This window comes from Paraburkholderia fynbosensis, assembly GCF_902859935.1.
GTDB lineage: Bacteria > Pseudomonadota > Gammaproteobacteria > Burkholderiales > Burkholderiaceae > Paraburkholderia > Paraburkholderia fynbosensis.
In genome coordinates this window covers 1-22202 of record NZ_CADIKI010000016.1, presented here as the reverse complement: position 1 = coordinate 22202, position 22202 = coordinate 1, and the positions used below count along the sequence as shown (strand labels likewise).

At 64.3% G+C, this 22202-nt stretch carries 13 protein-coding genes and 1 pseudogene; 10 read left to right on the top strand and 4 right to left on the bottom strand.

The genetic code is table 11. The features are described 5' to 3' along the window. Nucleotides 1-136: 136 nt before the first annotated feature. Nucleotides 137-2788, bottom strand: a complete 2652-nt coding sequence (locus HV770_RS24415; protein WP_175164066.1) for a heavy metal translocating P-type ATPase — start codon at nt 2786-2788, stop codon at nt 137-139. Between the two features lie 115 nt (nt 2789-2903). Next, a complete protein-coding gene (locus HV770_RS24410) occupies nt 2904-3569 on the bottom strand; it encodes an FMN-binding negative transcriptional regulator (protein WP_175163791.1) in 666 nt (221 codons plus the stop codon). A 325-nt stretch (nt 3570-3894) separates the two neighbouring features. On the opposite strand from HV770_RS24410, the gene HV770_RS24405 reads away from it, so the two are divergent. Together HV770_RS24405 and HV770_RS24400 are read left to right on the top strand one after the other, a co-directional pair. After that, entirely contained in the window at nt 3895-5313 is a 1419-nt protein-coding gene (locus tag HV770_RS24405; RefSeq protein ID WP_175163790.1) for a DUF1254 domain-containing protein, read from the top strand. Between the two features lie 289 nt (nt 5314-5602). Beyond that, nucleotides 5603-9403, top strand: a complete 3801-nt coding sequence (locus tag HV770_RS24400) for a DUF748 domain-containing protein (RefSeq protein WP_175163788.1) — start codon at nt 5603-5605, stop codon at nt 9401-9403. Nucleotides 9404-9460: 57 nt separating this feature from the next. On the opposite strand, the gene pdxR is transcribed toward HV770_RS24400, so the two are convergent. After that, on the bottom strand, nt 9461-11008 hold the full coding sequence (pdxR, locus tag HV770_RS24395) for a MocR-like pyridoxine biosynthesis transcription factor PdxR (protein WP_175163786.1): 1548 nt from the start codon (nt 11006-11008) through the stop codon (nt 9461-9463). 173 nt (nt 11009-11181) lie between these two features. On the opposite strand from pdxR, the gene HV770_RS24390 reads away from it, so the two are divergent. From HV770_RS24390 to HV770_RS24360, 7 genes are all read left to right on the top strand, one after another. After that, complete coding sequence (locus HV770_RS24390; protein ID WP_175163784.1) at nt 11182-12279, top strand: ABC transporter ATP-binding protein; 1098 nt, start codon at nt 11182-11184, stop codon at nt 12277-12279. A gap of 96 nt (nt 12280-12375) precedes the next feature. Beyond that, nucleotides 12376-13425: an ABC transporter substrate-binding protein gene (locus HV770_RS24385; protein ID WP_175163782.1), complete on the top strand. Its 1050-nt coding sequence runs from the start codon at nt 12376-12378 to the stop codon at nt 13423-13425. Nucleotides 13426-13557: 132 nt separating this feature from the next. Further along, nucleotides 13558-14826, top strand: a complete 1269-nt coding sequence (locus HV770_RS24380) for an ABC transporter permease (protein WP_175164064.1) — start codon at nt 13558-13560, stop codon at nt 14824-14826. 15 nt (nt 14827-14841) lie between these two features. Next, on the top strand, nt 14842-15681 hold the full coding sequence (locus HV770_RS24375) for an ABC transporter permease (protein WP_175163780.1): 840 nt from the start codon (nt 14842-14844) through the stop codon (nt 15679-15681). A gap of 155 nt (nt 15682-15836) precedes the next feature. Then, nucleotides 15837-16217: a hypothetical protein gene (locus HV770_RS24370; protein ID WP_175163778.1), complete on the top strand. Its 381-nt coding sequence runs from the start codon at nt 15837-15839 to the stop codon at nt 16215-16217. Between the two features lie 119 nt (nt 16218-16336). Continuing rightward, the gene (locus HV770_RS24365; protein ID WP_121320146.1) at nt 16337-16978 is read left to right on the top strand and encodes a response regulator transcription factor; all 642 of its coding nucleotides are present in this window, start codon (nt 16337-16339) and stop codon (nt 16976-16978) included. Beyond that, nucleotides 16975-17370 (top strand): Hpt domain-containing protein, encoded by a 396-nt coding sequence (locus HV770_RS24360; protein ID WP_246291138.1) that lies wholly within the window; start codon nt 16975-16977, stop codon nt 17368-17370. The genes HV770_RS24365 and HV770_RS24360 overlap by 4 nt, the downstream gene beginning before the upstream one ends. A gap of 157 nt (nt 17371-17527) precedes the next feature. Here HV770_RS24360 and HV770_RS24355 read toward each other — a convergent pair. Then, nucleotides 17528-17638: pseudogene (locus HV770_RS24355) on the bottom strand (pilus assembly protein); the annotation flags it as partial. A gap of 728 nt (nt 17639-18366) precedes the next feature. Between HV770_RS24355 and HV770_RS24350 the strand changes: the two are divergent. After that, the coding region (locus tag HV770_RS24350) for an ESPR-type extended signal peptide-containing protein (protein ID WP_343048331.1) at nt 18367-22202 on the top strand (3836 nt) is incomplete at its 3' end.

The following is a 22202-nucleotide window of genomic DNA, read 5'->3' as shown; positions in this document are numbered from 1 at the left end:
TTAGGACCGTTGAAAGTGGTTCGTAATGCATGCGGCGCCGAGGGGGCGCCTTTGAAGGGCGACGGCGTGCGCGGCCGCCTGATGCTCGATGCGCTCCTGAAGCGTTGCCAGCGCTTCTAACGCGCTGCAAATGCTCCTAATGCCCCGGCCCGCCGCGCCAGGTGCGCAACAGCAACGCGTTGGTGACGACGCTGACGCTCGAAAACGCCATCGCCGCGCCGGCGAGCATCGGATCGAGCAAACCGAACGCGGCCAGCGGAATGCCGATCAGGTTGTAGACGAAGGCCCAAAAGAGGTTTTGCTGGATTTTGCGCCAGGTCCTGCGCGAGATATCGACGGCATCGGCCACCAGCGCCGGATCACCGCGCATCAGCGTGATGCCGGCGGCGTGCATCGCGACGTCGGTGCCGGTCGCCATCGCGATGCCGATGTCGGCGGCGGCGAGCGCGGGGGCGTCGTTGATGCCGTCGCCGGCCATCGCGACGATGCCCGCACGGCGGATTTTCAGATCGCGGATCACGCGGGCTTTGTCGTCGGGCAGGACTTCGGCGTGGAATTCGTCGATGCCGAGCGCCTCGGCGACGCTCGCGGCGCTGCCGCGATTGTCGCCGGTGACGAGCACGCTGTGGATGCCCATTTGCGCCAGCCGTTCGATGGCGGCGCGTGCGGTCGGTTTGACGGTGTCGCCGAACGCGATCAGCGCGAGCGCGGCGGGCGCTTGCGCATCACGTGCCATGAGCCACGAGACGGTGTTGCCGGCGGTTTCGAGCTCGTGAGCGCGCGAAGCGAGCGCGGGCGGCAACTCGATGCCGAGTTCGTCGAGCCAGCGCGTGCTGCCGAGCGCGAGCGTGCGCCCGCCGACCTGCGCTTCGACGCCACGGCCCGCGACCGCGCGTGCGGCGGCGGCTTGGGGGACGGGAGGGTGAAGCGCGGGGGGCGTTGCCGGGCTGGCTGTCGATGCGGCATACGTTGGTGTCTGCGGCCTCCCAGCGGTTTCAGTAGCATCGGCCACTTCAGTCGTTGCCGCATTTGCCGCAACCGCGGTCGCCGCTTCATACGCCTTCACCACCGCACGCGCCAGCGGATGATCGCTGTGCCGCTGCACCGCGGCCGCTAGCGCCAGCGCTTCATCGCGGCCCATCGCGCCGATCGGCTCGAACGCCGTCATCGACGGCTGCCCGAGCGTCAGTGTGCCGGTTTTATCGAACGCGACGATGCTCACCCGATGCGCGATCTCCAGCGCCTCGGCGTCCTTGATCAGCACACCGTGCCGCGCGGCGACGCCCGTGCCGGCCATGATCGCCGCCGGTGTCGCCAGCCCCAGCGCGCAGGGGCAGGCGATCACCAGCACGGCAACCGCATTCAGAAGCGCGGTTTCCCCGCCGGCGCCGGCGATCAGCCAGCCGATCAGCGTAAGCAGCGCGATCGCGAGGATCGCCGGTACGAAGATTTCGCTGACGCGGTCGACCAGCCGCTGGATCGGCGCCTTTTCCGCCTGCGCGCTTTCGACGAGGCGGATGATCCGCGCCAGCGTCGTTTCGGCGCCGATCGCGGAGGTCGTCACGGCAATCGCGCCTTCGCCGTTGATCGAGCCGGCCGTGACGGTATCGGCCGGCTGTTTCGGCACCGGCAGACTTTCGCCGGTAATCAGCGATTCGTCGATATGCGTGCGGCCTTCGAGCACCGCACCGTCGACCGGCACGCGCTCGCCCGGCCGCACGATCACCACCGTGCCGACCCGCACCTGCGCGAGCGGCACCTCGCGCTCGCCGCCGCCGACGCGGATGCGCGCGCGCTCGGGGCGCAGCGCGTTGAGGGCGCGAATCGCATCGGTGGTCTGGCGCTTCGCGCGCGCTTCGAGCCATTTGCCGAAGCGCACCAGCGTGATCACGACCGCCGACGCTTCGAAATACAGATGCATCATGTCGCCCGGATGCGACGCGAGTTCGTAGACGCTGATGCCGTACGCCGCCGACGTGCCGAGCGCCACCAGCAGGTCCATGTTGCCCGCGCCTGCCCGCACGGCGCGGTAAGCCGCGCGATAGAAGCGCGCGCCGAACACGAACTGCACGATCGAGGCGAGCCCGAATTGCAGCCACGGCGGCGGCATCGCATGCACGCCGAACCATTCGCCGAACATCGGCACGATGAGTGGCAGCGTCAGCACGGCGCAGGCGAGCACGGCGGCGAGTTCGCGGCGAGCCTCGCTGCGCTTGCGGTCCGCGGCGGTGGGGGCCGTGGCGGCTTGGCCGGTGGAGTCGGCGAGCGCCGCGGTCTCCGGCGCCGGGATCAGGGTCGCTTCGTAGCCGGCCTTACTGACGGCGGCGATCAGCGTATCCGGGTCGGCGGCCGTGCTGCCGAGTTTGACGGTGGCGGTTTCGGTCGCCAGATTCACCGACGCGTGCGTGACACCCGGCACCTTGGCGAGCGCTTTCTCGACCCGCATCGCGCACGATGCGCAGCTCATGCCGCCGATCGCCAGTTCAGTGGTGGACTGCATTTCAACCTGGGGGGCGTCGGTGCGAGCGGACGGTGTGGCTTCATAGCCCGCTTTGCGCACGGCGTTGGCAAGCGCTTCTGCGTCGACAGTCGCATCGCCTTCGACCCGTGCCTGCTCAGTGGCCAGATTCACCGACGCACGCGTTACGCCCGGCACTTTGGCGAGCGCCTTCTCGACGCGCGTCGCGCACGAGGCGCATGTCATCCCGCCGATATCGAGTTCGGCGAATCGGACGGCAGCGGGGAAGGGAGTGGCAGCGGTGGGCTGCGGATCGGCGAGGTCGGTCATGGTCTGCAAGCTCGTGGCGGCATTGGGCCGCATCGTGAATCCAGTATCAACCTTCCCATGATGGGAAAGTCAAGGACCGACGATGCGGCGGCGAGCCGGCGTCGCAAGCGTTCGCTCAGAAAGCCGGCGGCGCGTCCAGCATCGCCTGGCCGACGGCCCGCTGCTGATCGCTGGCGCGCGCGAGCAGCGCGTCGGCCGCGCCGCGCCGGTCGGCGGCTTCCTTGTTCTGGCCGAGTTTCCATTTGCCGACGAGGCGGGTCACCTCGATTTCGATCCCGACGATCGCGCCGAGCATCTGCGTAATGAAGTCGGCGGGCGCGTCGCCCATCTTCCACGGCACCGCTTCGCCGGCTTCCATCTTGCGGGTGAGCCGCGCGACGAGACCGCGCACGAACGGCTCGTCGTCACGCACGACGATCCGGCCGTGCGCATGCACCACGATGTAGTTATACGTCGGCACCTGGCGATGCGCTTCATGCTTGCTCGGATACCAGGTCGGCGAGATATAAGCGGCGGGGCCCTGGAAGATCACGAGGGCGTCGGGATGGGTGGCGGCTTCTTTCCAGACCGGGTTCGCGCGGGCGACGTGGGCGCGCAGCAGACAGCGGCTTTGCGGTGCCGAAGCGTCGTCCCCCGCAGGGACGAGTTGCGCTTCGAACGGCAAATGATTCGCGTCGAGCCCGTTCGGCCCGTTCGTAATCAGTGCGCCGAACGGCTGCTCGGCGATCAGGCGGTGAAGAACCTCTGGGCGGTTCTCTTCGAAATGGGCGGGCATATACATTGAAGCGCTCCGGATACGAAAGGGCGAAAAGACGCAAAGGACGCAAAGGCAAAAACGTCGGTGTGTTAGCAAGCGCGACGGGTGCCGCGCGCCGGAGCGAATCTGCGTAAAAGCGTCAACCGCATCTTAGATGGACCACTCCCGCATGCGATAAGGCGCGATCTCCACCTTTGTGCTTGCCTGGCTAACAAGGATACGATACAACCCGATGTTGTCGGCATCGCGAATCGCGATCTGGCTGCGCTGGGCTTTGGGAGGCCACGCATGCAGGCATCGCTGCGCACCGGCATTTCCCATAGGACCGCACGTTCCGCCACCTGAACGAATGATAAAAAATCGCCGAGAACTGTTTTCGATTCACTGGACCTGCGCATCGCTCGCAGGCCTCGCTTTTCTGGCCGGTTGCGCGTCGACCCCGTCCGCGACGCCCAAATCTACCGGCTGGATCACGGATGAAGTCGCCGATTCGTACGTATTCGGCTATCCGCTCGTGCTGATGGGGGTGGCGCGCGACGCCGCGATCGGCACCGATCCGGGCCAGGCGCCTCTCAATACGCTGCGGCACGCCCAAGCGCTGCCGCCGATCGGCGCGGCCAATCCGCCGCAGCCGGGCGTCGACACGCTCGACTCGACCGGCTGGCTCGACGTCGGCAGCGAGCCGGTGCTCGTGTCCTTGCCCGACTCGCACGGCCGCTACGTCGATGCCCGCGTGCTCGACATGTGGACCAATGTGGTGTGGTCGACCGGCCCGCAGTTCGCGACCGGCGCGAAGGGCATCAAGGCGCAGACCATCGCGTTCGTCGGCCCGGGCTGGCAGGGCGAACTGCCCAGGGGCGTGAAGCGCGTCGACGTGCCGAGCGCCAACGCATGGGTGAGCGTGCGAATCCAGTCGAACGGCGCGCGCGACCTGACGGCGGTCCGCAAACTGCAACGCGCGATTCGCGTCGCGCCGCTGAGCGCCTATGGTGCCGATTCGCGCTCGGCCCCGGTCGCGCCGCCGCGCGGCAACGCCGCCGATAGCGCGTCCGCGGCCGCCGGCACGCCCGCCGCGCAAGTGGCCGCGCTCGACGCAAACGGCTTCTTCAGCCGTCTCGCGGACGCCTTGCCTGACAATCCGCCGACACCGGCCGATCCCCACGCGCTGAAAATTCTCGCGGACCTCGGTGTGACGCCCGGCAACCCGGTGAAGCTGCCTCGCGCGCGCGACGCGATCGCGGCAGGTCTCGCCGACGGCCACGAGCGCGTCGGCACGCCGCCTTCCAACATGCTGACCGGCAATGGCTGGAGCTGGTTCGGCGAAGGTGTCGGCAACTACGGCCCCGACTACGCGTTGCGCGCCTACGCTGCGAGTGCGCAACCGGGCATCGGCACCTGCGACGACGAAGTGCGCGCGGTCGTCACCCAGGACAGCGACGGCCATCCGCTGAACGGCGCGAACCGCTACGTCATTCACTTCGCGCCGAACCAGTTGCCGCCGGTCCACGGCTTCTGGTCGATCACCGCCTACACGCGCGACGGCGCATTGGGCGACAGCGCGCCGGCGCGTCTTGCGGTGGGCGATCGCAACGGCGCACGCCGCAATCGCGACGGTTCGCTCGATGTGACCGTGTCGTCCGCGCGCGCGCGAAACGGCAATTGGCTGCCGGCGCCGCGCACGGATATGCAACTGGTGCTGCGCCTTTACGCACCGAAACCGCAAGCGACCGACGGCAGTTGGCAACCGCCGGCCGTCGTGCGTCAGTGAAATGTTTCGGTCAACTGTGTTTACGAAATCGAGCTAACTGTGTCGACGAAACGCGCCGGTGAAATCTGCCGGCGCAATGCGTCAGCGAGATGACAGCCACGCACCCGCTGACGCATCGAACGCCATCTGTTCATCGCCTCGCGGCGGCGGACAAACGGCGCCATCAGCCGGCCGGATCTCGAAGCCGCGGCTGACATTCCTATCCCACACCACGTTCACACCTTATACTGCCGCTTGCGGGATTTTCGTTTTCGCGGCGGGCTTGCCGCCGCACTACCCAAAACCGAGCATGGCAAGCCTCAATAAAGCATCACTAGCATCTTCCATACAGACCGTTCGCGAAGCCGCGCAGTCACGCCGTACACGGCGCGTCCTAATAGGTCTGCTGATCTTTCTCGTCTTGTTCGGTCTGCTCGGCTTTTTCGCGGCACCGCCGCTGATTCGTCACGTCGCCGAGCAACAGCTCAGCAAGCAGCTCGATCGTCCGGCCACGATCGGCCGCATCGCGCTCAATCCATACACGCTGCGGCTCGAAGCCGATCGCGTGCATATCGGCGAGCGCGGCGGCGCGGGCGATTTCGTCGATATTGAGCGGCTCATCGTCAAGCCGTCGTGGAGTTCGCTGTTTCGCGGCGCGCCGATCGTCGACGAAGTGCAGCTCGACTCGCCGCGCTTTCATATCGTTCGCTACGATGCGCAGCGCTTCAATTTCACCGATCTGATCGAGAAGTTCGCGAGCCAGCCGGCCAAGCCCGATAGCAAGCCGACGCTGTTTTCGGTGTCGAACATCCGCCTCGAAAACGGTCAGATCACGTTCGACGACAAGCTGCTCGGCGCGACGCACGTGATCGATCAATGGAAGCTCGGCATTCCGTTCATCGCTACGCTGCCTTCGAAAACCGATATCTTCGTCGAGCCGCTGCTGCGCGCGCGCATCGACGGCAGTCCGCTCGCCATCGACGGCAAGACCAAGCCGTTCGCGGCCTCGCGTGAGTCGGAAGTGTCGCTGCGTTTCGACGGGCTCGACGTGCCGCGCCTGATGTCCTATGTGCCGACCAAGCTGCCGGTGATCCTGCAGTCCGGCAAGCTGTCCACCGATCTGAAGCTCAATTTCGTGATGTCGAACGACGCGCCTTCGCTGCGCGTGACAGGCACCGTCGACATGAACGACGTGGACGTGCAGGATCAGGGCAAGGCGCCGTTCTTCGCGGCGCGCGCGGTGCACGTCGCCGCCGCGACGCTGGAGCCGCTGAAAAGCCTCTATCACTTCGACGAGATCCGCATCGATGCGCCGAGCGCGAGTCTCGCGCGTGACAAGGACGGCGTGCTGAGCGTCGAGCGGATGTTCGCGCCCGCGCCGGCCGCGCCGCACGCGGCGGCTTCCGCGAGCGCGCCCGGATCCGAAGCGGGGGCGCCGCAGCCCGCGGCGAGCGCACCGGCAGCGGCGTCCGGCGCGAAGGCGAACACCGCGGAAAAAGGCGCGCCGCTGGACCTGACGATCAAACGCTTCGTGCTCAACGACGGCACCGTCAACGTGCACGACGAAGCGGCCTCCCGTCCTGTCGATCTCGGTCTGCAAAAACTCGCGGTGACGCTGAACGATTTTTCGACGCTCGCCAACGCGCCCGCGCATTACACGCTGAACACCGACTTCAAGGACGGCGCCGGTTCGCTCGCCGCCGAGGGCAAGCTCGGGCTCGCCGCGAAAACGGCCAGCGCGAAGCTCGATCTGAAGTCGCTGAAACTGCCGCAGTTGCAGCCCTACCTCGACACCGCGACCGCCGCGCAAGTGACGGACGGCGCGCTGTCCGTGACGACGAATATCGACACGAACTGGTCGAAGTCGCCAGCGGCCGTGATAGTCACCGATACGCAGTTGGACCTGCAATCGCTGAAGCTGGCCGCGCGTGGCGACAAACAGCCGGTGGTGTCGCTCGCGCAAGGCAGTGTGGTGGTCAAGCAGGTGGACTTGGCCGCGCGCACGGCGGACGTGACCAGCGTCGCCACGACCGGCCTCGCGATCGACGCCCAGCGGCTCAAAGACGGCAGCATCAACCTCGCCTCGCTTGCCGGGCCGCACGAGGCCGCGCAGCAGCGCACCGCGGTGCGCGCGGCCAAACAGGCGCACGCCGAGGGGCCGGCGTGGCACTACAAGATCGGCGAGTTGACGCTGAAAGATGCGACCGCCAATTTCACCGACCACACCACGCCGCAGCCTGTGAAGCTGAGCATCACGCCGCTGCAGTTGAAAGTGCAGCAGATCAGCGACGACCTGAGCCGTCCGCTGCCGGTCGATCTGCAAGCCACACTGAACAGGAAAGGCACGCTCGGCGTGAAGGGCGACGTCACGGCGACGCCGCTCAAGGTGGCCGTGAAGGTGAACGCGAACCGGCTCGACGCGGCGGCTTTCGAGCCGTACTTCGGCGGCAAGCTGAACGCGGTGATTGCGAGCGCGTTGCTCAATGCGAATGGCGATCTCGCGCTGACGCAGGCGAAGTCGTTGAAGGCGAACTATCACGGCGACATGGCGCTCGTCGACGTGCGCATGCTCGACAAGGCGACCTCGGACCCGTTCGCGGGATGGGGCTCGCTCGCGCTGTCCAACCTGAAGGCTGCCTACGACGAACACGGCACGGTGGTGGACGCGGGCCGCGTGACGTTCACGAAGTTCTATGGACGCGTGCTGTTGAACGCACAAGGCAAGCTGAATCTGAGCGACGTGGTCGCGCATGAAGACGGCGCCGCGCAATCGCTGACGCGCGACAAGAGCGGCGCCGAGCCCGTGCAACTGACGCCGCCCGCGGCATCGGCAGTGGCCGCGGCGTCCGCGCCGGTTCAGGCTTCGTCTGCAACGCCTGCCGCGCCCGCCACGGTCACGGCCGCCACGCCGCCGCAAAACCCGGTCAAGCTGCACTTCGGTCAACTGGTGCTGCAGCAGGGCCGCGTCACGTACACGGACAACTTCATCAAGCCGAATTTCACCGCGAATCTGGTCGGCATCCAGGGCACGGTCGGCGCGTTCGGCACGCAGTCGAGCACGCCCGCGCCGGTGGACATCGCCGCGAAACTGGCGGCCAACGGACCGCTGTCGATTCGCGGCACCGTCAATCCGCTGATCGCCAAACCGGCGCTCGATCTGACCGCGAGCGCGCACGATATCGAGCTGACCAACCTCACGCCGTATTCGTCGAAATATGCCGGCTATCCGATCACCAAGGGCAAGCTGAACGTCGATCTGCACTACAAGCTCGACAACGATCAACTGAACGCGGACAACCACCTGTTCATCGACCAGCTCACGTTCGGCGACCACATCGACAACGACACGGCGACCAAGCTGCCGGTGCGTCTCGCGATTTCGTTGCTGAAGAACTCGCGCGGCGAAATCGACGTGAATCTGCCGGTGTCGGGCTCGCTGTCGAATCCCGAGTTCAGCGTCGGCGGTCTGATCTGGCATGCGGTGCTCAATCTGTTGCAGAAAGCGGTGACCGCGCCGTTCTCGCTGATCGCTAACGCGTTCGGCGGTAGCGGCGAGGAATTGGGCTATGTCGAGTTCGAGCCGGGCTCGGCGAAACTCACGGACGCGGACACCAAAAAGCTCGACACGATCGTGAAGGCACTGGCCGACAAGACCTCGGTGCGCATGGATCTGATCGGCCGGGTCGATCCGGCTGTCGATGAACCGGCGCTGCGCACCCGATACGTGGAGCGCCTCGTCAAGCAGCAGAAGATCAAGGACGTGGTGGGCAACGGCGAGAGCGTCGATCTGTCGACCGTCACGATCGATCCCAAGGAGTACGACAAATACCTGACGAAGGCCTACAAGGCCGCGGACTTCAAGAAGCCGCGCAACTTCGTCGGGCTGACCAAAAGCGTGCCGGACGACGACATGAAGAGCGCGCTGGCCGCCAACGCGCCGATCGACGAAGCCAGCCTGCGCCAGCTCGCGCAGCAGCGCGCGCAGAGCGTGCAGCAGTATCTGGACGGCAAGATCGACAGCAGCCGCGTGTTCATCGTCGCGCCGAAGCTGAACGCGGACGGCATCAAGGACAAGGGCGCGACCACGCGCGTCGACTTCGGTCTGAAGTGAGCGGTGTGAGCGGCTTGCGACGCCACGCGTGACGTGGCGTGACGCGCTGCTCGTCGATCAGGCGGCGCGCGTCGGCGCTTTCAACGCGGTCTGCTCGATCACGCGCGCGAGCGTGTCGAACGCGGGGCCGATCTTGTCGTTCGCCACGCACGCATAGCCGAGCAACAGTCCGCGCCGGGGCGGCGGATCGACGCTGTAGTAGCTCGCAAGCGGCCGCACGATCACGCCGGCATCGAACGCGGCGGCCGTCACCGCGCGATCGTTCGCGTGATCCGGCAGGCCCAGGACCAGGTGCAGACCCGCCTCGTCGCCCATCACGGGCAGTTCGCTGCCGAAGCGCGCGGTGATCGCGTCGATCAGAATCTGCCTGCGCTCGCCGTACAGCGCCCGCATGCGCCGCACATGCGACGTGAGATGCCCGTCCATGATGAAGTCGGTCATCACGGCCTGCTGCATCAACTGCCCTTCGCGATACAGCTCCGCGACGCCGGTGCGAAACGTATCCACCAGATGCTCCGGCGCGATCATGTAGCCCATGCGCAAGCCCGGAAACAGCATCTTGCCGAGGCTGCCCACGTAGATCACCTGGCCGGCGTCGTCGAGGCCCTGCAGCGACGCGAGCGGGCGGCTGCCGTAGCGGAACTCGCTGTCGTAGTCGTCCTCGATGATCCACACGTTGTGCTGGCGCGCATATTCGAGCAGCGTGCGGCGGCGCGCGAGGCTCATCACCATGCCGAGCGGATACTGATGCGACGGCGTGACGAGCGCGAGACGCGGCGGCTGTTGCAAATCCTGTTCGCGCGGATTCAGACCTTCGTCGTCGACCGGCACCGGCACCAGCGTCACCCCCGACGATTGCAGCACGCTGCGCGCGCCCCAATAGCACGGCTCCTCGACCCAGGCGCGATCGCCGACGTCGGTCAACAGACGCACCGCAAGGTCGATCGACTGATGAATGCCCGTCGTGATGATGATCTGGTCCGCGGTGCAATTCACCGAGCGCGCGACCCGCAGATAGTCCGACAGCGCCCGCCGCAACGGCCGGTAGCCGCCGCCGGGCGCATAGGTGAGCAGATCGGGATTGGCTTCCTTCCACAAGCGCGCCTGCAGGCGGCTCCACGTGCGCGCGGGAAATTCCGCGACATCGGGCACGCCCGGCATGAACGCGCCCCACTGCTTGGCGGAGACGCCGGCCTGGTGGATCAGGCGTCGTCCGCGATTCGACAGATCGCTCAAGTCGCGTTTGGGTGGCTTCGGGATTTCCCCGGGCAACGCGCCTCGTGCGCCGACCTCCGCCACCGCCGGTTTGCGGCGCGTATTCACCGCAGCCGAGTCCGGGCGCGTGTCGGCGACATAGGTGCCGCTGCCGGTGGTCGAGATCACATAGCCTTCGGCGGTCAACTGGTCGTAGACGTGCAGCACCGTGTTGCGCGCGATGCCGAGGTCTTCGGCGAGCGTGCGCGAGCTGGGCAGCTTGGTGCCGGGCGGCAACTGGCCGGTCAGGATGGCCTGCTGCATCAGCCGCAACGTCTGCCGGTAGACCGGTTCGGCGGCGCCGCGGTCGAGCCGCGCGGCGAGCCAGTCCGACAAAATCACCGTGTCCAAGTGGTTCTATCCGGAATAATGAAATGGTTCCATATTGTAGAACCGTAACGGTCTATAGTGAGCCACGCAATCGATGCAATCCCGCTGCCGTGCAGCAGGTGCGCGCCGGATGAAACTGCATGGGATCGGAGTAAGCGCTAAGGCGTCAACTCCCATCGACAGGAGACGAGGGCATGAAAACCGATGACGTGATCGTCAGCTTTCGAGGTGTACGCAAGACCTACGACGGCGAAACGCTGGTCGTCAAACAGCTCGATCTGGATATCTATCAGGGCGAGTTCCTGACGCTGCTCGGGCCGTCCGGCTCAGGCAAGACCACCTGTCTGATGATGCTGGCGGGCTTCGAATTTCCCACCGGCGGCGAGATCTGGCTCGACGGCACGTTGCTTAATACGGTGCCGCCGCATAAGCGCAACATCGGCATGGTGTTTCAGAACTACGCGCTGTTCCCGCATCTGACGGTCGAGCAGAACGTCGCCTATCCGTTGACCGTGCGCAGGCATTCCGCGGAAGAGCGCGCGCATCGCACCCACAACGCGCTGAAGATGGTGCGCATGGAGAGCTTCGCGAAACGCTATCCGGCGCAGCTGTCCGGCGGCCAGCAGCAGCGCATCGCGCTGGCGCGGGCGCTGGTGTTCGAACCGAAGCTCGTGCTGATGGACGAGCCGCTCGGCGCACTCGACAAGCAGTTGCGCGAACACATGCAGTACGAGCTCAAATCGCTGCATGAGAAGCTCGGCGTCACCTTCGTGTACGTCACGCACGATCAGGGCGAGGCGCTCACCATGTCCGACCGCGTCGCCGTATTCGACAAAGGCATCGTGCAGCAGCTCGATACGGTCGATCGTCTCTATGAATCGCCGTGCAACGAGTTCGTCGCGAACTTCATCGGCGACAGCAACAAACTGCGCGGCACGATCGCGAATGTCGAGGGCGAGTATTGCGAGCTTCATCTGAGCGACGGCACGCGTTTGACCGGGCGCCATATCGGCGAGGCGCGCACGGGTGCGCCCGCGATCGCCTGCATCCGGCCCGAGCGCATGAAACTCGCGAACGGTTCGACGCGGCCGGGCGCCAACGCGCTCAGCGGCGAAGCGCGCGGGCTGATCTATTTCGGCGACCACGTGCGCATGCGCTGCGGCGTGCGTGAGCAGGACGAGTGCTTCGTCAAGGTGCCGCTCGGCACCGCCGCGCTCGACACCTTCACGCCTGGTGCGCCCGTCGCACTCGAGTTTGCGGCCGAGCATCTGCGGGTGTTCGCGGCGGCGTGAGCGTGTCGGACGCCTGGCGGTTCGACGCAGGCAAGGCAGCACATAACAAGTCGCACTGTACTCAGCTTGATGCACACCACCAAAGGAGAACACACCATGAACACAATCGGGAAATCGCGCTGCGCCATCGCTGTCGGTGCGCTCGCGCTCGCGCTGGGAGCCGCGCAGGTCAATGCAGCCGAGCTGACGGTCGTCAACTTCGGCGGCGCGAACGGCGATGCGCAGAAAGCCGCCTTCAACCAGCCGTTCGAATCGCAAACCGGCAATAAGGTGACCGCCGTCGAATACAACGGCGAGCAGGCCAAAGTGAAGGCGATGGTCGAAGCCAAGCATGTGAACTGGGACGTGGTGGAAGTCGAATCGGGCGACATCGGCCGGGGTTGCGACGAAGGACTGTACGAGAAGCTCGACTGGTCGAAGATCGGCAAGAAGTCGGATCTGATTCCCGAAGCGCCGCAAACGTGCGGCGTCGGCTTTTTCGTGTGGTCGACGGCGCTCGCGTATAACGCCGACAAGTTGAAAACCGCGCCGAACGGCTGGGCCGATTTCTGGGACGTGAAGAAATTCCCCGGCAAGCGCGCGATGCGCAAGGGCGCGCGCTACAACCTCGAATTCGCGCTGATGGCCGACGGCGTGCCGCCGAAGGACGTCTACAAGGTGCTCGCCACCAAGGAAGGCCAGGACCGCGCCTTCAAGAAGCTCGACGAACTGAAGCCGAACATCCAGTGGTGGGAAGCGGGCGCGCAGCCGCCGCAATTTCTCGTCGCGGGCGACGTGGTGATGTCCACCGCGTACAACGGCCGCATCGACGCCGCGCAGAAGGAAGGCAAGAACCTCAAGGTGGTGTGGAACGGCAGCATCTACGACCTCGACTACTGGGCGATTCCGAAGGGTTCGCCGAACAAGGCGTTGGCGGAGAAGTACATCGCCTATACGCTGTCGTCGAAACCGCAGCAGGACTACGCGCAGCACATCGCGTACGGTCCCGTGAACGTGGCGGCGATCAAGGCGCTCGACCCGAAGACGCTCGCGAATCTGCCGAATTCGCCGGCCAACGGCAAGAACGCGGTGCTGCAGAATCTGGCGTTCTGGACCGATCACGGGGATGAACTGGAGCAGCGCTTTTCTTCGTGGGCTTCGAAGTAAGCGGGTTGGGGCAGCAGGGCGCGGCTTTGCCACGGGCGGGGTCGCGCCGTATCGATACTTGAAAGCGTGCGCGTGGGTTCGAAGCCGGGCGCGCACGCTCGGATGCGACGTGGGAGAACAGGTGTGACTACGATGACGATCGCCGCCGATTCGACGCCTGAATCAACCGGGCGCCTCAAGCGCGAACTGAAAGCCGCGGAATCCAGAAAGCGCGCCATGGCGCTGCTGCTGATCGCGCCGCTCGCGATCTTCCTGCTGCTCATTTTCGTCGTGCCGATCGGCGCGCTGCTCACGCGCGCCGCGCAGAACCCGGAAGTCGCCAACGCGTTGCCGCATACGCTCGCCGCGCTGAGCAACTGGGACCGCAAAACGCCGCCGCCGGATGCCGCGTTCGGCGCGCTTGCCACCGACCTCACCGCGGTCGCCGACAGCGACGGCATGGGTGCGCTCGCGCGGCGTCTGAACGTGGAGATTCCAGGCTTTCGCTCGCTGGTCGCGAAATCCGCGCGTGCTATGCCGTTCGTCGACGACAACAGCCAGCCCCTGCATCTGACACCTGCGCAGGTACGCGCGAAATTCGTCGAACTGGACGAACGCTGGAACGACATCGCGTACTGGCAGGCCATTGCGAAAAACGCCGGCACGGTCTCGCCGTTCTACCTGCTGGCTTCGCTGGACCACAAGCAGGACGCCTTCGGCCGCATCATCCCGACCGATCCCGATCAGCAGATCTATCTCAAGGTGTTCAGCCGCACGTTCGTGATCGGCGCGGCGGTGACGCTGTTCACGCTGCTGCTCGGCTATCCGCTCGCGTACTGGATTTCGACGTTGTCCGAGCGTCGCGCGAATCTGGTGATGATTCTCGTGCTGATCCCGTTCTGGACGTCGATCCTCGTGCGCGTCGCCGCATGGATCGTGATTCTGCAAAGCGAAGGGCTCGTGAACAAGGCGCTGATCGCAAGCGGCCTGCTGCATGATCCGCTCGCGCTGCTGTTCAACCGCACCGGCGTCTACATCTCGATGACGCACATTCTGCTGCCGTTCATGATCCTGCCGCTGTACAGCGTGATGAAGTCGATTCCGCCCACTTACCAGCGCGCGGCGATCTCGCTGGGCAGCCATCCGTTCGCCGCGTTCTGGCGCGTATACGTGCCGCAAACCTATCCGGGCGTCGGCGCGGGCGCTCTGCTGGTGTTCATTCTCGCGATCGGCTACTACATCACGCCCGCGTTGCTCGGCGGACCTAACGACCAGATGGTCAGCTACTACGTCGCGTACTTCACCAACGTGACGATCAACTGGGGCATGGCGTGCGCACTCGGCGGCTTGCTGCTGGCGGCGACGCTCGTGTTGTACGTGATCTACGGACGCTTCACGCGTTCGTCATTGAGTCTCGGCTGAACGGAGCGCATTGCGATGAAACTTGCCAAGCCGCTGTTCGCACCGCATACGTCACTGGCCGAGCGTGTGTGGTATTTCGCGCTGCGCGCGCTCGTCGTGCTGACGTTGCTGTATCTGATCCTGCCCGTGCTGGCGATCGTGCCGCTGTCGTTTTCGTCGAGCACGTTTCTGGTCTATCCGATTCCGGGGTGGTCGCTGCGCTGGTATCAGAACCTGATCGCGTCCGACGAGTGGCGCATGGCCGCGAAAAACAGCTTCATCGTCGCACCCTCGGCGACGGTGGTCGCGACCGTGCTCGGCACGCTCGCGGCGGTCGGGCTGACCAAGGCGAACTTTCGCGGTAAAGGCCTGCTGATGGCGATCCTGATCTCGCCGATGATCGTACCGGTGGTGGTGGTCGGCGTCGGCATGTATCTGTTCTTCGCGCCGCTCGGGCTCGCCAATACCTACATCGGTCTGATCCTCGCGCATGCGTCGCTCGGCGTGCCGTTCGTCGTCACGACGGTGGCCGCCACGCTGCAGGGGTTCAACTACAACCTGGTGCGCGCCAGCTTGTCGCTGGGTGCGAATCCGCTGAAGACGTTTTTCCGCATCACGCTGCCGGTGATCGCCCCGGGCGTGATTTCCGGCGCGCTGTTCGCGTTCGCGACGTCGTTCGACGAAGTGGTTGTGACGCTATTCCTCGCGGGCGCGGATCAAACCACGCTGCCGCGGCAAATGTTCACCGGCATCCGCGAGAACATCAGCCCCACCATTGCCGCGCTCGCGACGATTCTGATCGTCTTCTCGACGTCCCTGCTACTGGCGCTCGAATGGCTGCGCGGACGCAACGCCGCGCGGGCAGTCAGGGCTTGAGCGGGGCCGGTGCCGGCGGGAGACCAGCCGGTTCCCATGCGGCATCGCGATCGGATGATTGTCGGGCGATTCTAAGATTGCTCCCATTCCCGATGGGTCTGCGGGTCTGCATACTCTGAGCCTTCTAAAAACAATGCGCTCGGCGCAGACAGACCATGACATTCCCGCTAACGGCGCTGGCAGGTGCGTCGGCCTCGGCCGGCTGCACGGACCATGCGTCGCGTGAACGGCTCGGCATCGCCACCACGACGCTGCCCTGCGGCAAGCTCCATTTCAATGCCATCGCGCTCGATCCAAAGCAGACGGGCGCCACCCGCAAACCAACTACCCGCTATACCCGCCGCCTCGGCGACGCCTGCGACCCGCGCCTGTCGTTGCTGCGCGCGCGACCCGTCGAGCAGTATCTGCGAACGCGCGGCGTCAGATTGCCGACCGTCGTTCACGGCCAACGCAGTTCGAGTCCGCGAGCCGAATGCCGCAAGCGAAGCGCGACGATCTGGTGCGACGCTTCGCGCCCAATCGCCGGGTCGAGATAGAACTGGCGGGTACGGCTTCGTAGACCGACCCGTACGACGCAAATAACAAAACAGGCACGGCGCGGGGTTCGATGACGAACACCGCGCGGCGTCGAAAAAATTTCGAGGGGAGTTCAACCATGTCAACGATTCTGGTTATCGACGATCATCCGGCATTCCGGATGGTCATCAAGATGCAGCTCATGCAGTTGCTGGGTATCGAGGAAGTCATCGAGGCCGACAACGGACAGACCGCCGTCGAATTGGCCCGCCAGCACACACCGAAACTCGCCATCCTGGATCTGGATATTCCGCGCATCAGCGGGCTCGACGTGATTCCGCGCCTGAAACTCGCCCATCCGCCGATCCGGATGCTGGTGCTGTCGGGCCACGACCCCGCCACCTTTGCGCCGCGCGCGATGCGCTGCGGCGTCCACGGTTTCGTCAGCAAGTCGCAGGAGATGAAGGAGATCATGCGGGGTGTGGAGGCCGTCCTTGCGGGCTACTCCGTGTTTCCGGTCACGACCACCAGCGGCCTGCCGCCTGCCCACGGCGCGTCCGTCGATGAGGAAGAGCGCGTGAGGCTGCTGTCGGATAAGGAACTGGTCATCCTGCAGATGCTCTCGAAAGGAATGTCGAACAAGGCGATCGGCGACGCGCTGTTTATCAGCAACAAGACGGTCAGCAGCCACAAAACCCGCATCATGCAGAAGGTCGGTGCGAAATCGCTGGTGGAACTGATCGATCTGGCGCGGCGTTGCCGGATTGCTTCGACGCAATGACGTGGCACGCCGACGCGATGAACTCACCGATGCCCACGTACGAAGCGCGTGCGCTCCACGCGAAAGCACTCGAACTGGCGTGCGACGATGATCGGGTCGCCAGATGTCTGCTCGAAATGATTGGCGAAACTAATCGAACGACGCTCGAGTCGTTGCAGGAGAGTGTCGCGGCGGCGTCATGGGACGCCGTGGCGGGCGCCGCGCATCGAATCGCCGGTTCGGCGCGTCTGCTCGATTGCAATGAACTAATTGCATTGCTCGCCGCAATCGAAGCGGCGGCGCGTGAGAGGCAGCAGCCGGTGGTTGGGACGCTCGTGCCGTTGCTGGTCGACGCGTTGGCGAAGCTGAAATTGTCGATCGACGCAGCGGTCGCGACGTGCGTCTCGCACTGAGTCGAGCGATGCGCGCCTGTCACCGGTCTTGCCAGACAATCGGTCAGTCGCCGGTGCCGATGCGGACCATCAGATTGATTTTGGCGCTGGTCATCTGGAGCGAGTCGAACGACACATAAAGGCCGATGCAACCGACCAGCACAAACAGCAGTGCGGGGACCGAATGCACGCCCATGGCCGACACGGCAATCAGGGCCACGATGATGATGTATTCCGTCATGCCTTGGCCGAGTTGTTTGTTACGACGGCAAGTGCGTGAGAGTTTAATGAGTTGTATTAGAAAATGGGTGTCGGCTGAACACGTTTTCGCCGACTTTTTGGCGCTATACGGGAAATTAATGAATAATAAATTACGCTAAAACGCAGGGAGAGTGTCGGCGCGAAGTACATGGATTTATTTATCTCGAAAATCGAAGAATTTTCTGAATATCAATGCCGCAATTTCCCATAACATGCGGTCTAAAAATCAGATGAACATTTGAGCATTTCATCGATGTCTTAGCGTGGACAGGCTAACGTCCAGCACGGTGCGTGTGGCGCAACGCCATCGCGACGCATCTTCCGGTGAAGGCGGAAGCCGCCCGAATTCCCCGCCAGATAAGGTAATTGCCGCGACGCTTCGATCTCTACGGCAGCCGCGGTGCTCGTCTTTGGCACCTTGCGTGGTTTCAATTCTTCGTCTGCGCCCTTCTGTTGTAAAAGCGCCACGATGGGATGCGCAAAACAAGATTTTCACGGTTTCGCTTAAACCGCCTGAGTTCAAGCTGGGCGTGCTTAATGGCGGAGATTGCGATTTTTCCGTTATTTATATGGATAGTTCCTACGGAGTTTGCGCGTTTCCTGATTTTTAGGGATGGCGCTGCCAGTTAAATTTGCGACGCGTGAAAAACTTTAGTCGAGCCTTAAAAGCGCCGGCCAGTTTTTTTGCGGGAGGCGTGTGCGCACGATTTCTCAAATCGAACTGCAAGCGGGGCTTGCCCTTTATTCAAGGAATGTATGAATAAGTCGTATATCAGCGTTTGGAATGACGTTTCCGGAACGTGGGTCGCTGCGCCCGAAACTGCCAAGACACATTGCGGAACGGGAACCGCATCCTCGCGACCTATCTCGTCCCGAGCCGAGACGGCAAACCGACTGGCCGTGCCGTTCAAGACTGCGTTCATGCCGATCGCGATGGCCATCAGCGCGGCCATGTTGCCGGGTACCGCGGCAGCCCAGGCGTCGACAGGAAATGGGGGGCTGGAATTGTGCCCGGGCAGCGCAGGTGGCCCGGGGTCTTCCTGGGGGCCGTTGTCGAGCGCTGTCGGTGTCATGGATTGTTCCTCGACTGGTGAGAATAATGCCGGCATGTCCTTCTCGTTGAACAACGCGGCAGCCGACAACGGCGCGTGGGGCTTCAACACCAATAACATCACCGCCCGCGTCACCGGCTATGACGATGGCCGCCTCGAGCTCAAGGGCACGGGCGGCATCAGCATGCTCAATGACGTCAGCATGACGGGCAACAAGATCACCGATCTGGCAGCGGGTGGCGTCTCGTCGGATAGCACGGACGCAGTGAACGGCCAGCAGTTTTATCAAGCCACACGCTATTTCAAGGCGAATTCCGCATCGAGCGATTCGTCGACAGATGCGCAGGCCACCGGACTCAATTCGGTGGCGTCCGGGTCGTCGGCAAAGGCGCTCCAGACCGATTCCAGCGCATACGGCGCGAACGCTATTGCTTTGGCGCCCAGCTCGGTTGCCTTGGGCGCAGGCTCGCAGGCTAGCCGCGCCGACTCCGTATCGGTCGGCTATCTGTCGGCGGACGGCGTTACCAACTACACGAGGCAGATCACCAACGTCACTGCAGGCTCCGCGGCTACCGATGCTGTCAACGTCGCCCAGCTGGACGCGGCTATCCGCGGCGTCAACGGCATTCCCGTCGACAATCCGGTGACCTACGACACTTCCGCAGCCAGCCTGATTACGCTCAAGGGCGCGAGCGGCACGAAGATCACGAACCTGACGGACGGCGACATCTCCAATGCCAAAAGCATGGATGCCGTGAACGGTTCGCAGCTGTTCCAGACCAACCAGAATGTAGCCGAGGTCGCAAACAACGTCGCTGGCGTGACGAACATTGTCAACAACATCGTGGCGAATGGCCTCGCAAGTTCGCCGCTCATGGTGGCGTACGACTCCTCCGCTCGCGATACGGTGACGCTCGGCGGCGTGGACAACACGGCGCAGGTCAAGCTCACCCACCTGGCGGAGGGCGACATCTCGTCCGCGTCTAGCACCGACGCGGTCAACGGCGGGCAGTTGTACCAGACCAACCAGAACCTCGCGACTCTGGCGGCCAACGTGGACGCGTGGGGGCCCAGTCTTTTCGACAATGGCATCAAGTATTTCCACACTAATTCGACGCTGGCCGATTCCTCGGCAGACGGAACGGATTCGGTGGCGATCGGCGGCGCGGCCGTCGCGTCGGCTGCCAACTCGGTTGCGTTAGGCTCCAACTCGACGGCGGATCGCGCTAATGCGGTGTCGGTGGGTGCGGATGGTGCGGAGCGCCAGATCATCAACGTGGCGGCAGGTTCGGTGGATAGCGATGCGGTCAACGTGGCGCAGATGAAGGCGGCGATCGCCTCTCTGGGCAGCGGGCCGGGCTCGCCCAACGCGGTCGTCTACGACTCGGCGGCGCACGACACGCTCACGCTCGGCGGTGCGACGACGGCCCCACCGGTTCTCGTGACGAACCTGGCCGCTGGCCAGGTTTCGTCGGGCAGCGCTGACGCAGTCAACGGCGGTCAGTTGTACAAGAGTGCCAGCGGACTTGCTGCCGCTCTGGGTGCCGGCACGTCGGTCAATTCGGACGGTTCGATCACTGCGCCGGACTACCTGATCAGCGGCACCACATACAACAATATCGGCGACGCGCTGTCCGCACTCAACACAGCTGCGGGTGATCTGGTTAGCGCCGCGAAGTATGTCAAGGTCGTATCGACGTCGCCCGCTGCACTGGCAAGCGGTGCCGAATCGGTGGCGATTGGCGGCGGCGCTGCGGCGACCAAGGCCCAGACGCTTGCGATCGGTACCGGTGCGACGGCAGGGTTCGACAACTCGACGGCTATCGGCGTGAATGCTGTCACGGACGCATCCTATACGGTGTCTGTCGGCAGCAGGGGCGCGGAAATGCGCATTACGCACGTCGCCAACGGCATCGATCCAACCGACGCCGTTACGATGGCGCAGTTGGACGCCTTGCAATCTCAGATTGCGGGTACGACAACGAGTGGCGTGAAGTCGATGATGCAGAGTTCGGCTGCAGTGTTGAGCTACATCGCGGTGAGTTCGTACACGACCCAAGGTTCAGCCACATCCGCTTCGGATGTGATGAACGCCATGGCGATCGGTCCGGTCGCAGCGGCGACTGGAGTCGACGCATTGGCGGTCGGCGCCGGTGCCGCCGCGGGCAGTGACTCGAGCACGGCAATCGGCTCAGGCGCGGGAGCGCTGTCGGTGAACTCGACCGCGATCGGTGCGAGTGCGACCGTTGGCGCGCTGTCGGACAACTCTGTGTCCATCGGCTACAACACGCGTGCCAGTGCGATCAACTCATTGGCACTCGGCGGTTATGCTAGCGCCACGAGTCCCGGCTCAGTCGCTCTCGGTTATAACTCGTTCGTCAGACAGGCGGCCACGGGCGGTTTAGCGCTGGGTGTCAATGCGACGGTTAGTGCTGCGAACAGCGTGGCGATCGGTTCGGACGCGATCGCGGACCGTGCCAACGTGGTCTCGGTGGGTAACGCCAGCAAGCAGAGCCAGATCGTCAACATGGCGGCGGGTACCAGCAGCACTGATGCGGTGAACGTGAGCCAGCTGTCGGGGGTGGCTGCTGCGATCGGCGGCGGCGCGATGGTGAACCCAGATGGCACGATCAGGAACCCGAGTTTCACGATCGGCGGCCAGACCTATGTCGACGTCGGCTCGGCCCTCGCGGCTACGGCAGGCAACTCGGTGCAATACGATACGCCGGCTCACGACAAACTGACGCTGGGCGGTACGGACGCTTCAGCGCCGGCAGTGACGCTGTCGAACGTGGCCAACGGCGTGGGCGACAGCGACGCCGTCAACGTGGGCCAGCTCAAGCAATTGGGCATGAACATCGACGACAGCGGCAATCTGACAAATAGTTTCGTCGCGTACGACGATAAGACGCTTGGCGCGATCACGCTCAAGGGTACGGATGGCACAACAATCGCGAATGTGAAAGCGGGCGAGCTCTCGGACAAGAGCCTGGAAGCGGTAAATGGCAGCCAGCTGTACGAAACGAACGCGAACGTAGCCAATGTGGCCGGCAATCTCGCAAACGTCGCGGGTAACGTGACGAACATGGGCAACGTCATCAACAACATTGTTGTTGAGGGCGGAGGCATCAAGTATTTCCACGCGAATTCCACGCTTGCGGACTCCTCGGCAACCGGGATCGACGCGGTCGCGATCGGTGGCGCAGCCAGCGCAACGGCAGCCAACTCGGTAGCGCTGGGCGCGAACTCGGAGGCGGACCGTGCGAACACGGTGTCGGTGGGGGCGGCCGGTTCGGAGCGCCAGATCATCAACGTGGCGAATGCTACGAATAACACCGACGCAGTAAATCTGTCGCAGTTGCGCGCACTGGGCGCGAACGTCGACAGCAGCGGTGCGGTGACGAGCACCTTCGTTGCGTACGACGATGCGACGCTTGGCGCGATCACGCTCAAGGGTACGGATGGCACAACAATCGCGAATGTGAAAGCGGGCGAGCTCTCGGACAAGAGCCTGGAAGCGGTAAATGGCAGCCAGCTGTA